Annotated in this window: 18 protein-coding genes; 3 read left to right on the top strand and 15 right to left on the bottom strand. The window is 67.3% G+C overall.

Translation table 11 applies throughout. The annotated features are described in order from the left end of the window. Positions 1-37: 37 nt before the first annotated feature. The 5 genes from gcvPB to BLU18_RS10845 all read right to left on the bottom strand — a co-directional run bounded on the left by gcvPB (position 38) and on the right by BLU18_RS10845 (position 7114). A complete protein-coding gene (gcvPB, locus tag BLU18_RS10865; protein WP_092634934.1) occupies positions 38-1471 on the bottom strand; it encodes an aminomethyl-transferring glycine dehydrogenase subunit GcvPB in 1434 nt (477 codons plus the stop codon). Continuing rightward, positions 1468-2793, bottom strand: a complete 1326-nt coding sequence (gene gcvPA / locus BLU18_RS10860; protein WP_092634932.1) for an aminomethyl-transferring glycine dehydrogenase subunit GcvPA — start codon at positions 2791-2793, stop codon at positions 1468-1470. Before gcvPA ends, gcvPB begins: the two co-directional genes overlap by 4 nt. A gap of 63 nt (positions 2794-2856) precedes the next feature. Then, positions 2857-4047 carry an iron-containing alcohol dehydrogenase family protein gene (locus BLU18_RS10855; protein ID WP_245697946.1) on the bottom strand — a complete coding sequence of 397 codons (1191 nt, stop codon included), beginning with the start codon at positions 4045-4047 and terminating at the stop codon, positions 2857-2859. 150 nt (positions 4048-4197) lie between these two features. Then, on the bottom strand, positions 4198-5670 hold the full coding sequence (locus tag BLU18_RS10850; RefSeq protein WP_092634928.1) for a M81 family metallopeptidase: 1473 nt from the start codon (positions 5668-5670) through the stop codon (positions 4198-4200). Further along, positions 5663-7114, bottom strand: coding sequence for an aldehyde dehydrogenase family protein (locus BLU18_RS10845; RefSeq protein WP_092634926.1), 1452 nt, complete (start codon positions 7112-7114; stop codon positions 5663-5665). The genes BLU18_RS10850 and BLU18_RS10845 overlap by 8 nt, the downstream gene beginning before the upstream one ends. A 153-nt stretch (positions 7115-7267) precedes the next feature. Here BLU18_RS10845 and BLU18_RS10840 point away from each other — a divergent pair, with 153 nt between their 5' ends. Further along, positions 7268-8590 (top strand): glutamine synthetase family protein, encoded by a 1323-nt coding sequence (locus BLU18_RS10840; protein ID WP_092634924.1) that lies wholly within the window; start codon positions 7268-7270, stop codon positions 8588-8590. Here the strand turns inward: BLU18_RS10840 and BLU18_RS10835 are convergent. The 8 genes from BLU18_RS10835 to lipA all read right to left on the bottom strand — a co-directional run bounded on the left by BLU18_RS10835 (position 8587) and on the right by lipA (position 17191). Then, complete coding sequence (locus BLU18_RS10835; protein ID WP_092634921.1) at positions 8587-9282, bottom strand: helix-turn-helix domain-containing protein; 696 nt, start codon at positions 9280-9282, stop codon at positions 8587-8589. The two genes, BLU18_RS10840 and BLU18_RS10835, sit on opposite strands and share 4 nt — an antisense overlap. Positions 9283-9385: 103 nt before the next feature. Beyond that, positions 9386-10192: an ABC transporter permease gene (locus tag BLU18_RS10830; protein WP_092634920.1), complete on the bottom strand. Its 807-nt coding sequence runs from the start codon at positions 10190-10192 to the stop codon at positions 9386-9388. After that, a complete protein-coding gene (locus BLU18_RS10825) occupies positions 10189-11124 on the bottom strand; it encodes an ABC transporter permease (protein WP_092634918.1) in 936 nt (311 codons plus the stop codon). The genes BLU18_RS10830 and BLU18_RS10825 overlap by 4 nt, the downstream gene beginning before the upstream one ends. Beyond that, positions 11124-12185: an ABC transporter ATP-binding protein gene (locus BLU18_RS10820; protein WP_092634916.1), complete on the bottom strand. Its 1062-nt coding sequence runs from the start codon at positions 12183-12185 to the stop codon at positions 11124-11126. Before BLU18_RS10820 ends, BLU18_RS10825 begins: the two co-directional genes overlap by 1 nt. A gap of 26 nt (positions 12186-12211) precedes the next feature. After that, positions 12212-13444, bottom strand: a complete 1233-nt coding sequence (locus BLU18_RS10815) for an ABC transporter substrate-binding protein (RefSeq protein ID WP_092634914.1) — start codon at positions 13442-13444, stop codon at positions 12212-12214. A gap of 163 nt (positions 13445-13607) precedes the next feature. Further along, on the bottom strand, positions 13608-14825 hold the full coding sequence (gene ilvA, locus BLU18_RS10810) for a threonine ammonia-lyase (RefSeq protein ID WP_092634912.1): 1218 nt from the start codon (positions 14823-14825) through the stop codon (positions 13608-13610). A gap of 39 nt (positions 14826-14864) precedes the next feature. Continuing rightward, complete coding sequence (locus BLU18_RS10805; RefSeq protein WP_092634910.1) at positions 14865-16259, bottom strand: dihydrolipoamide acetyltransferase family protein; 1395 nt, start codon at positions 16257-16259, stop codon at positions 14865-14867. Further along, positions 16256-17191: a lipoyl synthase gene (gene lipA, locus BLU18_RS10800; protein ID WP_092634908.1), complete on the bottom strand. Its 936-nt coding sequence runs from the start codon at positions 17189-17191 to the stop codon at positions 16256-16258. Before lipA ends, BLU18_RS10805 begins: the two co-directional genes overlap by 4 nt. Before the next feature lie 97 nt (positions 17192-17288). On the opposite strand from lipA, the gene BLU18_RS14925 reads away from it, so the two are divergent. Beyond that, positions 17289-17462, top strand: coding sequence for a DUF5786 family protein (locus BLU18_RS14925; RefSeq protein ID WP_394327339.1), 174 nt, complete (start codon positions 17289-17291; stop codon positions 17460-17462). 21 nt (positions 17463-17483) lie between these two features. Here the strand turns inward: BLU18_RS14925 and BLU18_RS10795 are convergent, their stop codons facing one another. Both BLU18_RS10795 and BLU18_RS10790 read right to left on the bottom strand, forming a co-directional pair. Further along, positions 17484-18158 (bottom strand): DUF7530 family protein, encoded by a 675-nt coding sequence (locus BLU18_RS10795; RefSeq protein WP_092635329.1) that lies wholly within the window; start codon positions 18156-18158, stop codon positions 17484-17486. 62 nt (positions 18159-18220) lie between these two features. Beyond that, on the bottom strand, positions 18221-19126 hold the full coding sequence (locus BLU18_RS10790; RefSeq protein WP_092634906.1) for an NAD(P)H-binding protein: 906 nt from the start codon (positions 19124-19126) through the stop codon (positions 18221-18223). Between the two features lie 93 nt (positions 19127-19219). Between BLU18_RS10790 and BLU18_RS10785 the strand changes: the two genes are divergently transcribed. After that, entirely contained in the window at positions 19220-19429 is a 210-nt protein-coding gene (locus BLU18_RS10785) for a DUF7561 family protein (protein ID WP_092634904.1), read from the top strand. Positions 19430-19440 lie beyond the last annotated feature (11 nt).

Genomic DNA, 19440 nt, shown 5'->3' with positions numbered 1-19440 from the left:
AGGGTCCATCACAAAATATCCCTAAAAGTGAAGCCGGCTACTCCTCGTCGAGGGCGTGCCACGAGAGCCGGGGGGTCCGGGCCGCCGCGGCCTGGTCGATGCGCCGGGCCGCCGTCGCCGTCGGCGTCTCGGCCAAGTCCTCGGGGTCGGTCGCAGCGACGGCGTCGAACGCCGCCGCCAAGTCGTCGAGTCGCGCCTTCGACTCCGTCTCGGTCGGTTCGGTCATCAACGCCTCGTCGACGATTTCGGGCCACTTCGTCGTCGGCGGGTGGACGCCGTGGTCGAGCATCGCCTTCGCCACGTCCGCGGCGTCGGCGTCTGCACTCGCGACGAACTCGTGGTGGAACGGGCCGTAGGGCACCTCGTAATCTATCTGGGAAGCGAGGTAGTTGGCGTTGAGGACGGCCGTTTCGCTCACGCGTTCGAGGCCCTCGTCGCCGTGGCGGAGGATGTAGGCGTACGCCTTCACCAGCACCAGCCAGTTGCCCAAGAACTCGTGGACGCGCCCGATGCTCTGGGCGGGGGCGTAAGTCTCGTACCCCGCGTCGGTTTCGCGGACCTGCGGCGTGGGGAGGAAAGGTTCGAGGTCGGCCCGGACGCCGATGGGGCCCTGTCCCGGCCCACCGCCACCGTGAGGCGTCGCGAACGTCTTGTGCAGGTTGAAATGCATCACGTCGAAGCCCATGTCGCCGGGGCGGGCCTTCCCGAGCAGGGAGTTGAGGTTCGCCCCGTCGTAGTAGAGGAGTCCGCCAGCGTCGTGGACGATGTCGGCGATTTCCCCGATATCGCGCTCGAACAACCCCAGCGTGTTGGGGTTGGTGAGCATCAGGAGCGCCGTCTCAGACCCGACCGCCGCCCGCAACGCGTCCACCTCGACGCGCCCGTTCTCGTTCGAGGGGAGTTCGACCACGTCGTAGCCGGCCATCGCCGCGCTGGCGAAGTTGGTTCCGTGGGCGGACTCGGGGACGATGACCTCGCTGCGCTCGTCGTCTTCGGCGGCGTGGTAGGCTTTCGCCACCTGGATGCCCGTGAACTCGCCCGCGGCGCCCGCGGGCGGTTGGAGCGTCACCGCATCCATCCCGCCGATGGTCGCGAGGGCGTCCTGTAGCTCGTGACAGAGGCGGAGAATCCCCTGTTTGTCGGCGTCGTCCCGGAGCGGATGCACGCGGTTGCCCGGGTGAGCGGCGATGTCCTCTGTGAACGAGGGGTTGTACTTCATCGTACACGACCCCAGCGGGATGGGGCCAGATTCGACGCCGTAGTTCATCTGCGAGAGGTGCGTGTAGTGACGCGCCAACTCCGGTTCCGCGGGCGCCGGGAGTTCGAGTTCGTCCCGCGTCAGGTCGTCCGGGAGCGAGGAGTCTACCTCGACCGTCTCGGTTCGCTTCTCGGAGAGCAGGGGTTCGTACTGCTCGCCCGCGAACCAGCGCGCCTGCTGGTGGGGGACGTCGCCGTCGGCGTCGTCGCTCATTCGCCACCCCCGTAGCCCGCGAGGGCGTCGACCAACGCATCGACCTGCTCGCGGTTGGTGTCGGTCACACAGACGGCGAGATACTCGTCGTCGCCGTCGGCGACGGTGCGGAGCGCGACCCCCTCGTCGCGGCAGTGCTCGACGACGGCGTCGGGGTCGGCGCAGTTCACCAGCGCCTCGCGGAAGTGGTGGCCGTCGTAGACGGGGGCAGTGAACCCGTCGAGAGCGTCGATGCGCTCGCAGGCGTCGGAAACCCCAGTGACACAGGTTTCGGCCAACTCGACGAGGCCGTCGGGGCCGAGCCACGCGGCGTGCATCGCCGCCCGGAGCGCCAGCCACGCCTGATTCGTACAGATGTTCGAGGTGGCACGCTCCCGGCGGATATGCTGTTCGCGCGTCTGGAGCGTCAGGGTGTAGGCGCGGTTGCCTGCGGCGTCCTCGCCGGCGCCGACGAGGCGGCCAGGGACCTGCCGCAGGTAGTCCTCGCGGCAGGCGAAGAGGCCGAGGCCCATCCCGTAGGTGGTCGGGAGACCGAGGACGCTCGCGTCGCCGACGACGACGTCTGCGCCGTAGGCCGCCGGGGGTTCGAGCAGTCCCAGCGCCACGGCGTCGGTGCCGACACAGAACAGGGCGTCGTGGTCGTCGGCCACGTCGCCGACGGCAGACAGGTCGGGTTCGAGCAGGCCGCGTGCGTTCGGCGTCGCGGCGTACACCATCGACACGTCGTCGTCGATGGAGTCGGCGAGGGCGTCCACGTCGACCGTACCCGAACTGGTGGGGTAGGTGTCGACGCCGATGTCCGGGCCGTCGGTGTAGTTGTCGAGGACGGACCGCACCCGGTCGGGGAGAGAGTCGGGCACCAGCACTCGGTCGCCGTCGACGGCGCGCACCCGGTCGGCGAGGAGCGCCGCCTCGCCGAGCGCCGTCGCGCGGTCGTACATCGAACAGTTGGCGACGCCGAGACCGGTGAGTTCGACGACGAGCGACTGGAACTCGAAGAGCGCCTGCAAGAAGCCCTGCGTGACCTCGGGTTGGTACTGCGTGTAACTCGTGAGAAACTCCGAGCGAAGCGAGAGGTGGTCGACAACCGAGGGGACGTAGTGGTCGTAGTGACCGCCGCCGAGGAACTCGACCATGTCCGCGGAGTCCTCAAGGGCCCCCTCGACCGTCGCGCGGGTCGCCCGCTCCGACCGGGCCTCGATTCCGTACTCGTCGTCGAACCGAACCGAGTCGGGTACGTCGAACAGGTCGTCGGGGTCGTCGACGCCGACGGCGTCGAGCATCGCGGCCCGTTCGGCCGCGGAGTGAGTCGCGTACGGCATACTAGGCGCCCTCAGTCCCCTCGACGTATATATGCGACGCTGTCCCGGGGTTTGCCGTGACGCTCATCGCTGTATCGTCTCGAACTGCCCGTCGAACGCACGTTCGAGGATGGCGGCGAGGTCGTCGGCGTCGGTCGCTCGCGGATTGCCCGTGAGCGAGCCGTCGTCCATCGCCTGCTCCGCCAAGCGCGGGACCGCTTCGCGCTCCGCCGCCGTCTCCGCGAGGGTCTCGGGAATCCGGACGTCGTCCGCGAGGCGGCGCACCGCGTCGACCGCCTTCGTCGCCTCCGCTCGCGCCGGTTTCGCGGGGTCGATGTCCTCGCCGAGCGCCGACGCGATGGCCACCATCTCCTCGGGCACCTGCGGCAGGTTGTACTCCATCACGTACGGGAGGAGGATGGCGTTGGCCAGGCCGTGCGGGACGCCGAAGGTGCCGCCGACCTGATGCGAGAGGGCGTGGACGGCGCCGAGTCCCGCGCCGTTGAAGGCCATGCCGGCCTGCGAACTCGCGCGCGCCATCTTCGACAGCGCCTCGCGGTCGCCGCCGCGATACTCGACCGCTCGCGGCAGGTAGGTGCCGACCTTCTCGATGGAGTCGATTGCGAGCGCCGAGGTCTGGCTCTGGGCCTTGATGGAGACGGAGGCTTCGACGGCGTGGGTCAGCACGTCCATCCCCGTCGCGGCCTTGACGGGGGCGGGCGCGCTCGCCGTCAACTGCGGGTCGACAAGCGCGAGGTCTGCCAGCAGGCTCACGTCACCGATTTCCTCCTTGATGGATGTCTCGGAGTCCTTGACGATGGTCCAGTGGCCGACTTCGCTCCCCGTGCCCGCCGTCGTCGGGACGAACACGCTCGGTGGCGGGTCGTTGGGGACGTTGCCACTCCCCTCGAAATCGAGGATGTGGCCGTCGTTGGTCGCGAGGATGCTCGCAGCTTTCGCCGTGTCGATGGAGGACCCGCCGCCGACACCCAACACGAGGTCGGCGCCCGCCTCGTCGTAGGCCGCCGCGGCGTCGTGAACGATTACGTCCGTCGGGTCTGGCTGGACGCCATCGTAGACGGTGTAGGTCCGCCCCGATTCCTCGATAGCGTCGAGGAGGGGGTCGAGGACGCCCGCCGCCCGAACGCCCTCGTCGGTGACGACGAGTGGGTGCTCGGCGTCGAATTCGTCGAGATAGTCGCCGATTTCGGCCACCGCACCCCAGCCGAAGAGCATTCGATTCGGTACGTTCCACATCTGGTGAGTCGCTGTCATAATGCGTGAAGTCCTGTCGCCGTGGGAGAGCCACGGTCTTGCGTGCGGCGCGTGCGCGAGATGGCGTGACCGCCGCGTGTGGTATACGTTCCCGCTTCGGCGCAAGGCGGTTGTGTCACATATCGACGGGCCGTTAAGTCGCGCGCGCGACTACGCGTCCTCGTCGAGCGGGTAGATGGGTCGCGGGACGTTCTCGTACGCGAAGGCCGAGAGGTCGGGGCTACAGAGACCGGGGGTCGCCACCTCACACACCTCGTCGACGAGTGGCTCGAACGCCGCCCGATAGTGGACCGTGCTCTTGAGGACGAGGACATTCGCACGCTCGGGCGTGAGTCCCTGGCTCCGGAAGGCCTCGGGGTCGTACGGCTGTTGGCGGTGCGAGCCGACGAGCACGTCGATTCCGTCGATTTCGAGGCAGGCCGTCCGCCCGAAGGAGACCCGAAGTCCGGTCGACATTGGGCCGTAGTTGCGATAGGCCCCGTCCGAGAGGAGACGCACCCGCCCCGTCACGTCCAGCGGCTCGCCAGTCTCGCCGCTCGTCCCGCCGAGCGACACGGATACCGTCTCACCGACACCCGCCTCGACTGCCGCGTCGACCGTCGCAGGGTCGTAAATCGTCGCCAGCGCCGCGTCCTCGACGCCAGCGTCAAGGAGGGCCGCGAGCAACGCCGTGCCGTCCTGTGCGCTCCCGCCGCCGGGATTGTCGGAGATGTCCGCGAGGAGAATGGGGTCGTCGCCGTCCCACGACGCCGCTCGCGACGCCGCGTCGGCGACGCTCGTGTACTCGCGGTCGAACTCGTGGCGCCGGTCGTAGGCCTCGTCCGCGAGGCCCCGACACGTCTCACGGGCGTCGTCGGCGACTGACTGGTCGGCGACGCCGACGACCGAGAAGCCGGCGTGAGCCACGTCGGCCTGTGCGAAGCCACCGAACACCGACACGTCGGGCAGCTGGTCGCCTTCCGCTTCGGCGGCCGCCGCGAGTAGCGAGCGCATCGGGTCGAGTTCCGTCCGAAGCTCGGGAAGCGGCGGGAGAAGGGGCGCGCGCTCGACGACCACCGTCGGGTCGAGGTCACCACGGAGCGTCGCGGCCATCGCCTGCGCCGCCGTCTCGCCCGTATCGCCGATGTCGACGTGTGGGTACGTGTCGTAGCCGAACAGGCCGTCCGCGTGACGGGCCATCCGGTCCGAGACGTTGGCGTGGAGGTCGAGTGACGCCATCACGGGCACGTCGGGACCGACGGCGCGGCGCACCTGGTCGAGGATGTACCCGTCGCCGTCGCTGACGCCGTCACTCACCATCGCCCCGTGAAGCGCCAACAGGACGCCGTCGGGGTCGGTCCGCTCGATTCCCGCGAGCACCTCGTCGAGCAGTGTCTCGCGGGCCTCGGCGGTGACGGGGGCGCCCGGCGTGGCGTCGGCGGCGACGGTCGGCACCACGTCCCAGTCCTCGCGGTCGGCGACGCGGAGGAAGCCCCCGACCGCCGTGTTCGTCCCGCCCAGGTCGGCGATGACGTCGTCACCGTAGTGGAGCGACGCGTCCGCGAACTCGGCCAGCCCCGTTTCGAACGACGAGAACGTGTTCGTCTCGTGTTCTATCTGGCCGACGAGGACCGTCTCACTCATACGGCTCTCCGATGTCGTCGTGTTCGACGACGACGCTGTCGACGGTGGTGAAGGCTTCGACGCCCTCCAAGCCGCCCTCGCGCCCGATGCCGCTTTCCTTGTTCCCGCCCCACGGACTCTGTGGCATCGACACCGGGAAGGTGTTGACGGCGACGAGGCCGTGGTCCAGTCGGTCCGCGATTCGGGTCGCGTCGATGGACTCTGTCCACAGCGACGCCGCGAGTGCGAACGGCGAGTCGTTCGCCACCTCGATTGCCTCCTCGGCGGAGGAGACGGTGACGAAGCCCAGCACCGGCCCGAAAATCTCCTCGCACGCGATGGTCATGTCGGGGGTCACGTCGTCGAACACCGTCGGCTCGACGAAGTGGCCGTCGGCGAGGGCGGGGTCGTCGGGCACCTCGCCGCCCGTGAGGAGCGTCGCGCCCTCGTCGCGGGCGGAGTCGATGTAGTCGAGGACCTCCGCCTGCGCGTCCTCGGAGATGACCGGGCCCATGTCCGTCTCGGGGTCGGTTCCCTCGCCGAGCGTAATCCGCCGGGTCTTCTCGACGACTCGGTCGACGAGTTCGTCGTGGATATCCTCGTGAACAAGACACCGAGAGGTGGCGACGCAGTTCTGACCGGCGTTCGAGAAGATGCCGGCGACGACGCCACGGGCGGCGTTCTCCACGTCGGCGTCGGGGAGGACGATGGCGGGGGCCTTCCCCCCGAGTTCGACGTCGACGGGCGTGATGTGCTCTGCCGCGGCTTCGAGGACGCCCCGACCGACGCCCGTCGACCCGGTGAAGGTGATGGCGTCGACGCCGGCGCTGCCCGCGAGTTCCGCACCCACCTCGCTCCCCGGCCCGGGGACGACGTTGACGACGCCGTCGGGGAAGGCGTCGTCGAGCATCTCGCCGACGCGCATCGTCGAGAGAGGGGCGTTACTCGGCGGCTTGACGACCAGCGTGTTCCCCGTCGCGAGTGCACTCGCGAACCCGCGCGTCCCGAGCAAGAGCGGGTAGTTCCACGGGACGACGTGGGCGGTGACGCCGTAGGGCGAGCGCTTGGTGTAGGCAAAGCGGTTCGTCGCCGTCGGAATCGTGTCGCCACGAACCTTGTCGGTCACACCCGCGTAGAAGCGGAACTGCGCCGCTGTCTCGGCGACTTCGCCCTCGGCGGTGGCGAGGGGTTTGCCCGCCTCGGCCGCGAGGAGCGTCGCGAGTTCGTCGTCCGCCTCGATGGCATCGGCGACGGCGTGAAGCGGTGCTTCGCGCTCGCCGGGCGCGCTCTCGGCCCACGCCGGGGCCGCAGCGGCGGCGGCGTCGATGGCCGCGGCAGCGTCGGCCGCGTCGCCTTTCGCCACGCGACCGACCGTCTCGCCGGTCGCCGGGTTCTCGACTGCGAGCGTCGACGCGGCCTGTCGCCGCGTTCCGTCGATCAACAGGTCGTACGCCTGATTCTCCATGCGACGATTCCCCCGCGACCCGGCCTAAGGGTTGTCCACCGGATGTGCGGTCGTTTATACGTCGGGGGCGTGAGGGCGTGTGACCTACTTAGTCACTCGTAAGTACACGGGTGAATCGCTATCAGGAGGTAGCGTGGTTGGTATACTATTGCAATGACCGAATACGACCGGGTTCGACTGGTCTGGACGGACCTGAACGGCGTCGCGCGCGGCATCTCGTTACCGGCGAGCGAGTACGAAGCGGCCGTCGACGAGGGCGTCGGCTTCGCCAACGGCGTCGCGGAGCTCACGCTGGAACCGGGACTGCTCGACGACCCGCGCTACGGGGCGGAAGGGGGCGACATGCTGGCCGTCGCGGACCCCGACTCGCTGCGCGAGATTACGTGGACCGACGACACCGCCGCCGTCTTCTCGAATCTGACGAACGTCGACGGCTCGGCGTTCGACCTCTGTTCGCGGAGCGCGCTCCGCCGCGTCGTCGACGATGTGCGCGACGAAGGGTTCGTCCCCCTCGCCGGCGTCGAAGCCGAGTTCTCCCTGCTCAAACCCGACGGCGAGGGCGACTGGGAGCCCTACAACACCCGGTGCTCGTACGACATGACGGCACTCGACGGCGCGGACGGCATCGTTCGAGCGTGGTCGGACGCGATGGAGACGGCGGGCGCGTCGATGCTCGGCGTCCATCAGGAGTCCCAACCCGGTCAGTTCGAGGTGAACGTCCAGTACGACGACGCCCTCACCACCGCGGACTCGCTCATGTTCTTCCGGCACGCTGCGAAGGCCATCGCCCGCGAGCGCGGCTATCGAGCGTCGTTCATGCCCCGCCCCTACTCGGGCGAAGACGCCAACGGCCTGCACTTCCACCTCAGTCTCTGGGACGAGTCGGTCGGGGAGAACCTGTTCGCCAGCGAGACGGGGAACCTGCAGTTCCCGGCGGGAAAGCACCCGGAGGGAGACTCAGGCCTCTCCGAGACGGCTCACCACTTCATCGGCGGCTTGCTCGACCACATGCAGGCGCTCACCGCGCTCTGTGCGCCGACGGTGAACTCCTACCGTCGCCTCCTGCCGGGTATCTGGGCGCCCGTCAACGTCGCGTGGGGACCGGACAACCGCTCGACGGTCCTCCGCATCCCGCCGGAACTCGGGTCGGCGGCCCGAGTCGAACACCGAGTACCCGACTCGTCGTGCAACCCCTACCTAGGGCTGGCGGCGACGCTCGCGGCGGGGCTGGACGGGATTCGAAACGAGACCGACCCGGGCGAGCCGACGCTCGCCAACGCCTACGAGGAGGACTACGACAGGCTCCCTCGAACCCTCTGGGCGGCGCTGGACGAACTGGAGGCCGACGAGGTGCTGACGGAAGCGCTCGGTGAGCCGCTGGTCGAGGAGTTCCTGAAGCTCAAACGCGACGAGTTCGACCGCTACATGGATTCGGTCACGGAGTGGGAGCGAGCGGAGTACAGCGACGAGTTCTAGGTCTGGGTCAGCATCGACCCGACCGCCTCCAGAATCTTCGCTTCCGAGCGACGGAGGTGTTCGCCGACCGTCGAGGTGTTCGCCGAATCCATCGCCGCGAGTTCTTCGATGTTGCAGCCGCGGGGCGAGTCGTAGTAGCCGTGTTCGATAGCGCGGGCGAGCACCTCGGTCTGCCGGGGCGAGAGGTCTTGGACTGCCTGTTTAATCTCCGTCAAGCCCGTGAGGAGTCGGCCGAGTTCCGGCTGTCGGAGCGCGTCAACCTCGACGGAGCCGATGGCCCGGAGCTCTTCGTGAGTCGTGCTCACCTCCTCGCGTGTGGAGGCGAGGACGCTCCAGTGTTCGCGCCCGTTGGAGACGGTGGCGGGAATCGTCGGGAAGCAGTTGTTCCGCAGGAGGACGTTCAACACGGGTTCGGTGTCGGTGCGATAGTCGCCCTCGAGGCTGATGAACGCCGTGTCCCGCCCCTCGTGGTAGCTGACCAACTGGGCCGAGGTCATGACCTCGTGGTCGCCAAGCCACTCCACCAGCGCGTCGACCCGGCTCTCGTCGATTCCCGTCGCTTCAATCATCGTGATGCTCGTCCCAGTCAAGCGATAAGAGTAGATGATAGTCGCCGCGACGCCCGGGAACGCGTCGTCGACCGTCTCGGTCCAACACCCCTCGTGTCTGATTCTGAATGTGTATTCGAGCATCGAGCCACACCCTGTGGTGGTTGTGGGCAATTGACTACCCACATATTTACGGGTTGTGCCCAATCGAGCCGGATATATCCGGGTAATAGAATCGGGTCGTCGCTCACTCACCGTCGTCACGGAACTCGACGACGAAGGCGGCGACGACCAGGAGGAGCGAGACGTAGAAGATAAGCGACGCTACGGCGGGGACGACGGGCGTAAAGCCCTGCGTCATCCGGCCGTGAATCCACGTCGTAATCGTGCTCTGCGGTCCGGAGAGATAGGAGACGATGTAGTAGTTGTTCCACGAGAGCACGAACGCGAAGATGGCGCCGGAGACGACGCCGTCCTTGATGAGGGGAAGCGTCACCTCCCGGTAGAGCGTGACGGTGTCGGCGCCGAGGTCACGCGCCGCCTCCTCGATGTTGGGGTCGACACCCAGTGCGGTGATGGAGACGACGAACATGACGATGGGCGAAATCCAGACGAGTTCGCCGATTATCGACGGGACGATGCCGTAGCCGAGGCCGATGACGCTCGACCACATCGACATCCCGAGACCGAGGAGGATGAGGGGGAAGAAGATGGGCAGGAGCGCGAGCAGTTTGAACTGCTCTTGCCACGGGAACTCGTAGCGAGTGTACGCGATAGCGCCGCCCGTGCCGATGATGGTGCTCAGAATCGTCACCGGCACCGAGATGCGGACGGTGTTCAGGAAGGCAGAGCGGATGCTCCCCGACGCGAGCGCCGCCCGGTACCAGTCGAGCGAGAACTCGTAGTCGACGATGGAGAAAAAGCGCCCGTCGTAGAAGGAGGCGATGACGAGCGAGAACAGCGGCGTCAGGAAAAAGAGCGCCACGAGGGCGACGTAGCCGTACCACGCACCGGCGCCGAGGCGGTCGGTCAGCGTGCTGGATTCGGCGCTCATGCGTCACCTCGCGACGCGATTTCCTTCAGATTGATCGTCCGCAGAATGATGACCCCGCAGACGACGGTGATGATGAGGAGGCCGACGGCCTGTGCGGAACCGAGTGGCCAGTTCTGACTGTACCCGAACGAGTAGTTGATGTTGCTCGCCATGGTGAAAATCGAGCCACCGCCGAGAATCTGTGCCTCCACGTCGGCACCGAGGCTGAGGATGAACACGAACAGCGAGCCGATGATGACGCCGGGCTTGCTCAGCGGGAGGACGATTCGCCGGAAGAGCGTCCACCGGTTCGCGCCCAAGTCCTGCGCCGCCGCGATAGTCTCGTCCTCGATGGAGAGGAGAGACAGGTAGATGGGGAACAGCATGAACGGCATGTAGACGTATGTCGTCCCGAGGATAATCGTCCACCGCTGGTACATCATCGTGGGGTAGTTCGACACGCCGAACAGGCTGACGACGCTTTCGAGGACGCCGTTGTTGACGAGAAAGAGCGCCCATCCGAACACCCGGATGTTCACGCTCGTGAACAGGGGGATGATGAGCACGAGCAAGAACACCGTCTTGTACCGCTTGATTTTGCGGGCGAGCGCGTAGGCCGCCGGGTAGGAGAGCACGAGCGTCACGACGGTGGTGACGGCGCTCACGGCGGCCGTGTTGACGAGGACGTCGCCGTACACCCCCTCGCCGCTCGCCATGCCGCCGAGTATCTCGGCGTAGTGTTCGACCGTCCACGTCCCGGGGTTCAGCGAGATGGCGTTGCCCGGCTGGACGGAGAACAACACGATGGCGACCATCGGGCCGACGAACATGACGAGCAACAGAACCGCGAGCGGAAGCAAGAGAACGTACGGGGGCGTGACGAGCGTCGCAAGCGGGTTGTCACTCGTCGCCACCGCGTCCATCCGGCCGCGGAGCGTATCTAGCGCGGACATCACTCGGGCACCAGAATCGATTTCTCGGTCTCCCACTGGATGTACGCGGTATCACCGACCGCGATGTCGACCGATTCGAAGTGGTCGTAGTCCACCTCGGCGACGTAGTCGTCGTCGGTAGTGGTCGACGAACACTCGACCAGGACGGTGTTGCCGCGGACGAGAACGTTGTCGACGTGGACGGGTGCGCCGACGGCGCGTCGGAGCGTCGGTTCGACCACACAGTCGTCGTGGCGGACGACGAGGTACTCGGGCGCGTCGTCGATAGGTGTCGACACCGTCACCGACCCCTCGAACTCGCCGCTGTCGACCGTCACTGTCTCGCCGTCGCTGTCGACGACGTCGACGGCGAAGACGTTGGCGTCGCCCATGAACTCCGCGATGAACTTGTTGTTCGGTTCGCGGTAGATTTCCTCGGGCGGACCAGTCTGAATCAGGTCACCCTCGTCGATGACGAAGAGCTTGTCACTCATCACGAGCGCCGCTTCCAGCGAGTGTGTGACGTAGACGAACGTCATGTCGAGTTCGACGTTCAGGTCGGCGAGTTCGCGCTGGAGCTGTTTTTGCAGGACGTAGTCGAGCGACGCGAGCGGTTCGTCGAGCAAGAGGATGTCGGGGTCGTAGGCGAGCGAACGCGCGAGCGCGACCCGCTGGCGCTGCCCGCCGGAGAGCTCCGACACCTGCTTGTCCGCCTGCACCTCGGGGTCGAGCTGAACCTGTTCGAGCAGCGTTTCCACCTGCCCATCCACCGACCGCCCCGTGGTCCGAATCGGGAACTCGATGTTCTCCCGGACGGTCATGTGGGGGAACAGCGCCCACGACTGAAAGACGAGGCTGGTGGGGCGCTCCTGTGGTTTCGTGTCGGTGATGTCCTCCCCATCGAGCGTAATCGTCCCGCCGCTGGGTTCGAGGTGGCCGGCGAGCATGTGCAACAGCGTACTCTTGCCACTCCCGGACGGGCCGACGATGGTCGCGAACTCGCCGGTCTCGATTTCGAGGTCGACATCGTCGACGGCGACGAGCGAGCCATACTCCTTCCGTAGATCGGTTGCCTGTAACATTGATAATCGCCGCAGCCGAGGACCGCTCAGAGTCGACTCTTGGCTTCGCGCCAGATCGGCTCGAACTTGTCCAGATCCGGAATCCCGGTGTAGAACACCGACCGGTCGATGATGTCCCGCACTTCGTCGACGCGAAGCACTTCGCGCTGTCGGTCGTTGTAGTTCTCCCACGCCGTCTGGTGGGGGACGACGTTCGTCCCACCCGAGGTGGGCCAGGAGAGCTTGAGCGCGTTCTCGCCGCGCTGCATGTAGGCGAGGTAGTTGTCGGAGACGGTGGGCTGGTCGCCCTTGACGAAGGCTGTCGTCTCGACCCAGATGACGCTCCCCTCCTCCGGGACGACGGCCTCGAACTGCATGTTGCCACCGCGGCGGAGCGTCCCGTTGATCCAGTTGCCGGAGATGAAGCCGATGTCGATTTCGCCGGACTTCATCGCCTGATTCATCGAGGCGAAGTCGGGCAGGAGCGTCTTCGCGTTGTCGAAGAGGTCGAAGGTGGCCTGTCGGACCTGTTCGACTTCGGCTTCGGTGTGCTCTTTGAAGGGGTCGATGCCCTCGCGGAGCATGATAATCTGGATGCCCCAGAACATCAGGTCGTAGATGCCGACCTCGAACTCGTCGGACCACGCGGCGTCGTAGCTGGAGTAGGCGTCCTCGGAGACGTTGTCGGTGTTGACGACGAACGAGGCCCACCCGAACCGCTGGGGCGCGCCGTACATCGTGCCGTCGATGTCGAAGGTGTAGTCGTCCTCGTTGACGAAGGCGTACTTGTACCCGTTCTCCTTCTTGAACAGGTCGATGTACTGGTCGAAGGTGTACGGCTTCCAGTCCTCGTAGTCGATGGGCCGAATCAGCCCCGCCTCGGCCAAGCGCGGAATCCACGCCATGTCGAACGTAGCTTGGTGGAACTGCTGCCACTCGCCGGACTGGAGCCGGTTGAATGCCTTCGGATTCGACGTGAACAGGTCCAACTGCGTCTGGCAGTCGAACTGTTCCCGGAACGGGCCTTGGACGTTCGAGGCGTCGTACCCCGTCCAGGTGAGGTGATTGATGGTCTCGCCCGTCTGGTCTTGGTCGGTGGGTTCGTAGAGTGCAGCGTCACCCGGCGCCGGGACCGTCGCGAGCTCTTGTGTTCGCCAGCTGTTCCCCTCGCTACCGCCGCCGCCACCGCCGCCGAGGCAACCGGCCGCCCCGGTCATCGCGGCGCCAGCAGCCGCCGCCCGCAGGTACGTTCGTCGCGTGAGGTCGTGATCGTTGGTCATAGTAGTCGACTCGTGCCTGACACGGACGTCGTGTCCGGTCACGTTACGGTAGAGAGTGCAACAGTGTCACGCATCACCATTACGCAGGCTATGTGCGGGCGTTTAAGTTATATAATAGGAACCGACCGCTCATCCACTAATCGCACACACTTCTTGGCGTCCGTCAGTTGACGCGCTCGACTTCGTAGCCGGCGTCCTCGATGGCGCCGATGACGTTCGTGGCGTGGCTCTCACCGCTCGTGAGCACCTGGAAGACGAGGTAGGCGTCGCCGACGTGCAGGTCGCCGACAGCGCGGTCGTGTCTGACCGTCCGGATGTTCGCCCCCTTGTCGCCGATGATGCCCGAGATGCGACCCATCTCGCCGGGTTCGTCGCGGATGCGGATGCGCAGGCGGAGGAGTTGGCTGCGGTCGGTCAGGGCGTGTGTCAGCACCGTCTGGAGCATCGACATGTCGATGTTGCCGCCACAGAGCAGGGGGACGACCGTCTCGCCCTCGACGTCGATTTCGTCGCTCAACAGCGCGGCGACCGACGCCCCGCCCGCGCCCTCTATCAGCTGCTTCGCGCGTTCGAGCACCGTGAGGATGCTCTGGGCGATTTCGTCGTCGCTCACCGTCACCACCTCGTCGACGTGTTCCTCTATCAACCCGAGCGTGAGTTCGGAGATGCTCCCCGTGGCGATGCCGTCCGCGATTGTCTTGGGCGAGTCCTCGTCGACCGGGATGCCCTTGTTGAGGCTGTCTGGCACCGTCGCGGCCATCTCGGCCTGCACGCCGACGACGCGCACCGAATCGTCGAGCGACTTCAGCGCCGTGCTGATGCCGCCGATGAGGCCGCCGCCGCCGATGGGGACGAGGACGGTGTCGACGTCGGGTACCTGCTCGTAGATTTCGAGGCCGAGCGTCCCCTGTCCGGCGACGATGTCGGGGTCGTCGTAGGCGTGGACGAACAGTCGACCGGGCTCTTCGGCCATCGCCTGTGCGTGGCTCATCGCCTCGCCGAAGTTCGCACCGTGGAGTTCGACCGAGGCGCCGTAGCTCCGGGTGGCGTCGATTTTGGCCTGTGGGGCGTTCGTCGGCATGACGATGGTCGAGTCGAGACCGACCGTCGTGGCCGCGAGGGCGACGCCCTGTGCGTGGTTGCCGGCGCTGGCGGCGACGACGTGTTTGTCGCTGCCGTCCTCGGCCTCCTGTTTCAGTTTGTTGTAGGCGCCGCGCGTCTTGAACGAGCCAGTCCGCTGGAGGTGCTCCATCTTCAGGTGGACGTCCCCGCCCGACATCTTGCTGAGCGAACGGTTCGTCTCGATTGGCGTCTGTCGGACGATGTCCGGGTCGTCGAATCGGGCGCGCGCCGCCTCGATATCCTCAAGAGTGACTGTCATGGGGATACCCTGCACGGAGAGGGTGATTAAATGGCGGGGTTACCGCAACTGTTCCTCCGCCGGCGGCGAGAGCAGGCGCGTCGGGTCGGAGAGACACGCTCGCACTCGATTGGTGAAGCGAGCGGCCGTCGCCCCGTCGACGACGCGGTGGTCGACCGACAGCGAGAGCGGGAGGGTGTGCCGGACGACGATGGCGTCGTCGACGACCCGCGGCCGCGGTTGGAGACGCCCGAGGGCGAGCGTCGCCACCTGTGGCGGGCGGACGGCGGGCGTGGCGTACTCCCCGCCGATGGCGCCGGTGTTCGTGACGGTGAACGTCGCGCGAGTCGCGTCGGAGTCGGGCGACGAAGCGTCGAGCGCGGCGGCCGTCTCGGACGCGAGAGTGAGGAGGTCCAGCTGGTCGACATGTTCGACGACGGGCACCGCGAGTCCCGCGCCCGTCGCCGTCGCCACGCCGAGGTGGTAGTCGTCGTGGCGGACGGCCTCGCCATCGTCAAGGGTGGCGTTGAGGCGCGGCACCTCGGCGAGGGCGTGCGTCACGGCGCGCAACACGAAGGGAAGCGGCGTGAGGTCGACGCCCGCGTCCGCGGCGTACGGGTCGAGTTCGGTCGTCAGTTCGACGAGGTCGGTCACGTCCGCGTGGTCGGTGTGTGTCGTCTGGGAGACGGCGGCGTTCGCGGGGTCGAACTCGACGGTGGTGGGGCCGTCGGAGTCCCGGTCGTCCGCTGGGGGAGTCGCCCCCGCATCGACCGTCGTCTTGACCTCGCTCGCGGCGTCGACGGCCGACGCCGATTCGCGGTGGGTCCGCCCCTCGGTGTCGCTCCGCGGTCGCATCACGTCGGTCGCGTCGTCGGCGGGGGTCCGTGGGGTGGGGCGGTCGTCCGTGGCGGTGGATTCCGCCGCCTCGTCGGTCTGGGGCGTCGTCCTCTCGTCGGTCTCGTGGGTCGATTCCTCGCCGCAGTCTGCGGATTCGTCGCCCTCGCTCGCCGCCCGCACGTCCGCGTCCGTGACGCGACCGTTCGGCCCCGTACCGGTGACGCGACCGATGTCGACGCCAAGTTCGCGGGCGAGTCGGCGGACGCGCGGCGGGGCGAACACGCGGCCGTCGGGGACGAGAGGTGGCGTTTCGTCGGGGTCTGAAGTGTCGTCGTCGCTCGGCGCAGTATCGTCGGTGTCGCTCTGCGCGGCGTCGTCGTCGACGTCGATGGAGACCACCGGGTCGCCGACCGGGACCATATCGCCGGCCTCGGCGTGGCGCTCGACCACCCGGCCGTCGTGGGGCGCGGGAAGGTCGACGATGGCCTTGTCCGTCTCCATCTGGGCGAGCACTTGGTCTTCAGTCACCGTCTCGTCGACGTCGACCAGCCACTGGAGGAGTTCGCCCTCGGCGACGCCCTCGCCCAAGTCCGGGAGTGCGACCGTTTCGACGGTCACGCGTGCGTCCCCTCGCGGGCCTCGCGGCGTGCCTCGGCGACGCTCCGCCCGTCGCGGAGGAGGGCGTCGACGAACAGTTCGCCCGCGCGGTACGACGACCGGACCATCGGCCCGCTAGCACAGTAGAGGAAGTCGAGTTCTTCCTCGGCGACGCGGCGCCACGTCTCGAAGGCGTGGGGATGGACGTAGTCGTACACGTCGAGATGGGAACGAGAGGGTTGGAGGTACTGGCCGAGGGTGACGATATCGACGCCCGCCTCCCGGCAGTCCGAGAGCGCTCGGTAGAGTTCGTGGTCGTACTCGCCGAGGCCGAGCATGAGACTCGTCTTGGTGTAGGCGTCGCTGGTATCGGCGGCGTGTTCGAGGACCGAGAGCGACTGGTGGTAGCCCGCGCGGCGGTCGCGGACGGGCCACTGGAGGCGTTCGACCGTCTCGACGTTGTGGGCGAACACGTCCGGCCCGGCGTCGAGGATGCGGTCCACGCAGTCGAGGTCGCCCTGGAAGTCGGGGACGAGGACTTCGACGAGGACGCTCGGGTCGCGGGCCTTGATGGCCTCGACGGTGCGGGCGAAGTGGTCGGCACCCTGGTCGGGCAGGTCGTCGCGGTCGACGCTCGTCAGGACGACGTAGTCCAGTCCGATGTCGGCGACGGCGTCGGCGACGGTGTCGGGTTCCTCGGGGTCGAGCGCCTCCATCCCGCCGGTCTGTACGTCACAGAAGTTACAGCCCCGCGAACAGCGGTCGCCCATGAGCATGAACGTCGCCGTTCCCGGTCCGTTGCGCCCGCTCCAGCATTCGCCCAGATTCGGACAGTTGGCCTCCTCACACACGGTGTTGAGGTCGCGGTCGCGGAGCGTCTGCTTTATCTCCGTGAACCGCTGGCCCGACGGCGGTTGCATGCGCAACCAGTCGGGCTTGCGTTGCCGTGCCATACACGCGCCTTCGGGCGACCGGCCAAAAACGTGTGGGCTCTGCGGGTCGTTCCACCCGTTATCTATAAATCAAGGTACTGCCAAGTGAGCACGTACCATGTCAATGGGTGCCTATGACGAAGCCGAGCACGAACGTCGCGAGCAGAAAACGGCGCAGGTCGACGCGGACTTCGACGACGACCGGTCGCAGTACCGAGGGACCCTCTCGTACGACTCCGGCGACTCCACGGAAGCCCTGCTGGACCAGTTCAAGCAGCTGCAAGGGGAGTAGGAGTCGGCGCTCGCCACGGACTTACCGCTCAGTTTCGAGGAGGAGCGCCGCCGCCGTCGAGACGACGGTCACGGCGGCGACGTGACCGAGCAACGCCGCGACGACGACGGTGTGCGTGGCGACGAACGGCAACAGCGCCAGTTCGAGGAACGCGAATCCGACGTTGACGGCGTCGATGCGTCGACACTGGTGGGCGGCCTCGGGCGTGACGCGAAACCGGAGCGACCGCCACAGCGACACCATCGCCGTCCACCACGAGGTGCCGACGCGATAGCACAGGTCCCAGAGAATCAACAGGGTCACGAAGACCACGGGTGCCGGGGGCGACGACCCGAACAGCGACGCGAGCGGCGTGGGCGACCCGGTGAACAGGTACGTGAGCGTGATGACGAAGGCCATCAGGCCGAAGAAAACCTCGACGCTCGACCCGAACAGGAGGCGCCGGTGGACGGCCGGGAGCGCGAGGTGACGCGTTGCGGCGCCGATATAGAGCATGGCGACGCTTCCCCCTGTCGCGACGGCGACGGCGACGGTGCCCGCGACGACGGCGGTAGAGGGGAGACCGTAGTAGAACGCGAGACCGACCACGAGCGACTCGAAGAGGACCAACTGGATGCCGATGGCCTGCCGCGTCGAGAGTCCGAAGCCGGGAATCCCGCGGACGAGGCTCTCGTAGACCCACGTGTCGCCGAAGATTGGATGCCCGTCGTCCCGCGGGGTGGCCGCGGCCCGTCGCTCGGGGTCGTCCCCGGTTCCGGTCACGGGGCCACCCCGGCCGACTCGCGGGCTGTCAACGCTCGCCGGACGGCTTCGTCGAAGGGAGTGGGGTCGATGGGAACCAGCCGCGACAGTCGGTCGTCGTCGACCACGACCGGATTCTTCAACCCCGCAATCAGGGGGCGGGCGACGCTCCAAGGAACGTCGGTCATCAGGCCGACCCAGTACGCGGAGAGCCGCGGTGTCAACACCGGCACGGCGACGATAATCGGCTCGCGGCCCATGTGACGGCCCGTGCGCCGAAGCATCTCGGCGTAGGTCAGCACCTCCGGGCCGCCGATGTCGTACGTCTCGCCGGCCGTCTCCGGCACGTCGAGGACGCCGACCAGCGTGGCAATCACGTCGTCGATGGCGACGGGCTGACACGGAGTCCGCACCCACCGGGGCGTCACCATCACGGGGAGGCGAGCGGCGAGTTGGACGACCATCTCGAAGCCGGCGCTCCGGGCGCCGACGATGATGGCCGCCCGGAGCGTCGTGAGCGCGTAGTCGCCGGTCGCCAGCACTCGCTCGACCTCGCGGCGGGACCGGAGATGCGCCGAGAGTTGGTCCCGGTCCTCGCCGAGGCCGCCGAGATAGATGACGCGGTCGACCCCCGCGGCGCTGGCGGCGTCGGCGAAGTTCGCGGCCGCCTGTCGGTCCCGGGCCTCGAAGTCGTCGCGCGCAGACATGGAGTGGACGAGGTAGTACGCGGCGTCGACGCCGTTGACGGCGGCGGCAATCGAGTCGGGGTCCAGCAGGTCACCGACGACGACGCGGACTCCCTCGGGCGGGTCGTATCCCGTTGGAGAGCGGACGAGGACGGTCACCTCGTGGCCGGCGTCGAGAAGCGCCGGGACGAGGCGGCCACCGACGAAGCCCGTGGCACCGGTGACGAGCGTGTGCATACCCTTCGTGGGCGCGCGACGGTGTTACCTGTTTGGGGCAGCCGAGGGCGAGCGACGGCAGGTCTTTCCCGCTCGACCCGCTCGATGGGAGCAATGAGTTCCGATCCCTGTGACGGCTGTGGCGAAGACGTGCACGTCGGGGGCGGCATCGGCGACTTCTGGACGTTCGAATCCGAGACGACGGGCGGGATGACGCTCGAACTCGAAGACGGGAGCGAGCACTTCCTGTGTTTCGACTGCATCGAGCGCCTCCCCGACGACCGCGAGGTGACCGCCGAGGACGTGGCAGCGCTGTCGGAGTAGCCGCGTCCGAC

The sequence above is a fragment of the Haloplanus vescus genome (assembly GCF_900107665.1).
GTDB lineage: Archaea > Halobacteriota > Halobacteria > Halobacteriales > Haloferacaceae > Haloplanus > Haloplanus vescus.
The sequence above is the reverse complement of the archived record's forward strand: the minus strand, read 5'-3'. Positions and strand labels throughout refer to the sequence as shown.

Excerpts from the sequence above, each read along its gene's own strand:
- BLU18_RS10855 (WP_245697946.1), bottom strand. The coding sequence starts at position 4,047 with ATGACAGCGACTCACCAGATGTGGAACGTACCGAATCGAATGCTCTTC.
- BLU18_RS10835 (WP_092634921.1), bottom strand. The coding sequence starts at position 9,282 with ATGCTCGAATACACATTCAGAATCAGACACGAGGGGTGTTGGACCGAG.
- BLU18_RS10840 (WP_092634924.1), top strand. The coding sequence starts at position 7,268 with ATGACCGAATACGACCGGGTTCGACTGGTCTGGACGGACCTGAACGGC.
- BLU18_RS10785 (WP_092634904.1), top strand. The coding sequence starts at position 19,220 with ATGAGTTCCGATCCCTGTGACGGCTGTGGCGAAGACGTGCACGTCGGG.
- BLU18_RS10850 (WP_092634928.1), bottom strand. The coding sequence starts at position 5,670 with ATGAGTGAGACGGTCCTCGTCGGCCAGATAGAACACGAGACGAACACG.
- gcvPA (WP_092634932.1), bottom strand. The coding sequence starts at position 2,793 with ATGCCGTACGCGACTCACTCCGCGGCCGAACGGGCCGCGATGCTCGAC.
- BLU18_RS10790 (WP_092634906.1), bottom strand. The coding sequence starts at position 19,126 with ATGCACACGCTCGTCACCGGTGCCACGGGCTTCGTCGGTGGCCGCCTC.
- BLU18_RS10825 (WP_092634918.1), bottom strand. The coding sequence starts at position 11,124 with ATGTCCGCGCTAGATACGCTCCGCGGCCGGATGGACGCGGTGGCGACG.
- lipA (WP_092634908.1), bottom strand. The coding sequence starts at position 17,191 with ATGGCACGGCAACGCAAGCCCGACTGGTTGCGCATGCAACCGCCGTCG.
- BLU18_RS14925 (WP_394327339.1), top strand. The coding sequence starts at position 17,289 with ATGTCAATGGGTGCCTATGACGAAGCCGAGCACGAACGTCGCGAGCAG.
- BLU18_RS10845 (WP_092634926.1), bottom strand. The coding sequence starts at position 7,114 with ATGGAGAATCAGGCGTACGACCTGTTGATCGACGGAACGCGGCGACAG.
- BLU18_RS10820 (WP_092634916.1), bottom strand. The coding sequence starts at position 12,185 with ATGTTACAGGCAACCGATCTACGGAAGGAGTATGGCTCGCTCGTCGCC.
- ilvA (WP_092634912.1), bottom strand. The coding sequence starts at position 14,825 with ATGACAGTCACTCTTGAGGATATCGAGGCGGCGCGCGCCCGATTCGAC.
- gcvPB (WP_092634934.1), bottom strand. The coding sequence starts at position 1,471 with ATGAGCGACGACGCCGACGGCGACGTCCCCCACCAGCAGGCGCGCTGG.
- BLU18_RS10815 (WP_092634914.1), bottom strand. The coding sequence starts at position 13,444 with ATGACCAACGATCACGACCTCACGCGACGAACGTACCTGCGGGCGGCG.
- BLU18_RS10830 (WP_092634920.1), bottom strand. The coding sequence starts at position 10,192 with ATGAGCGCCGAATCCAGCACGCTGACCGACCGCCTCGGCGCCGGTGCG.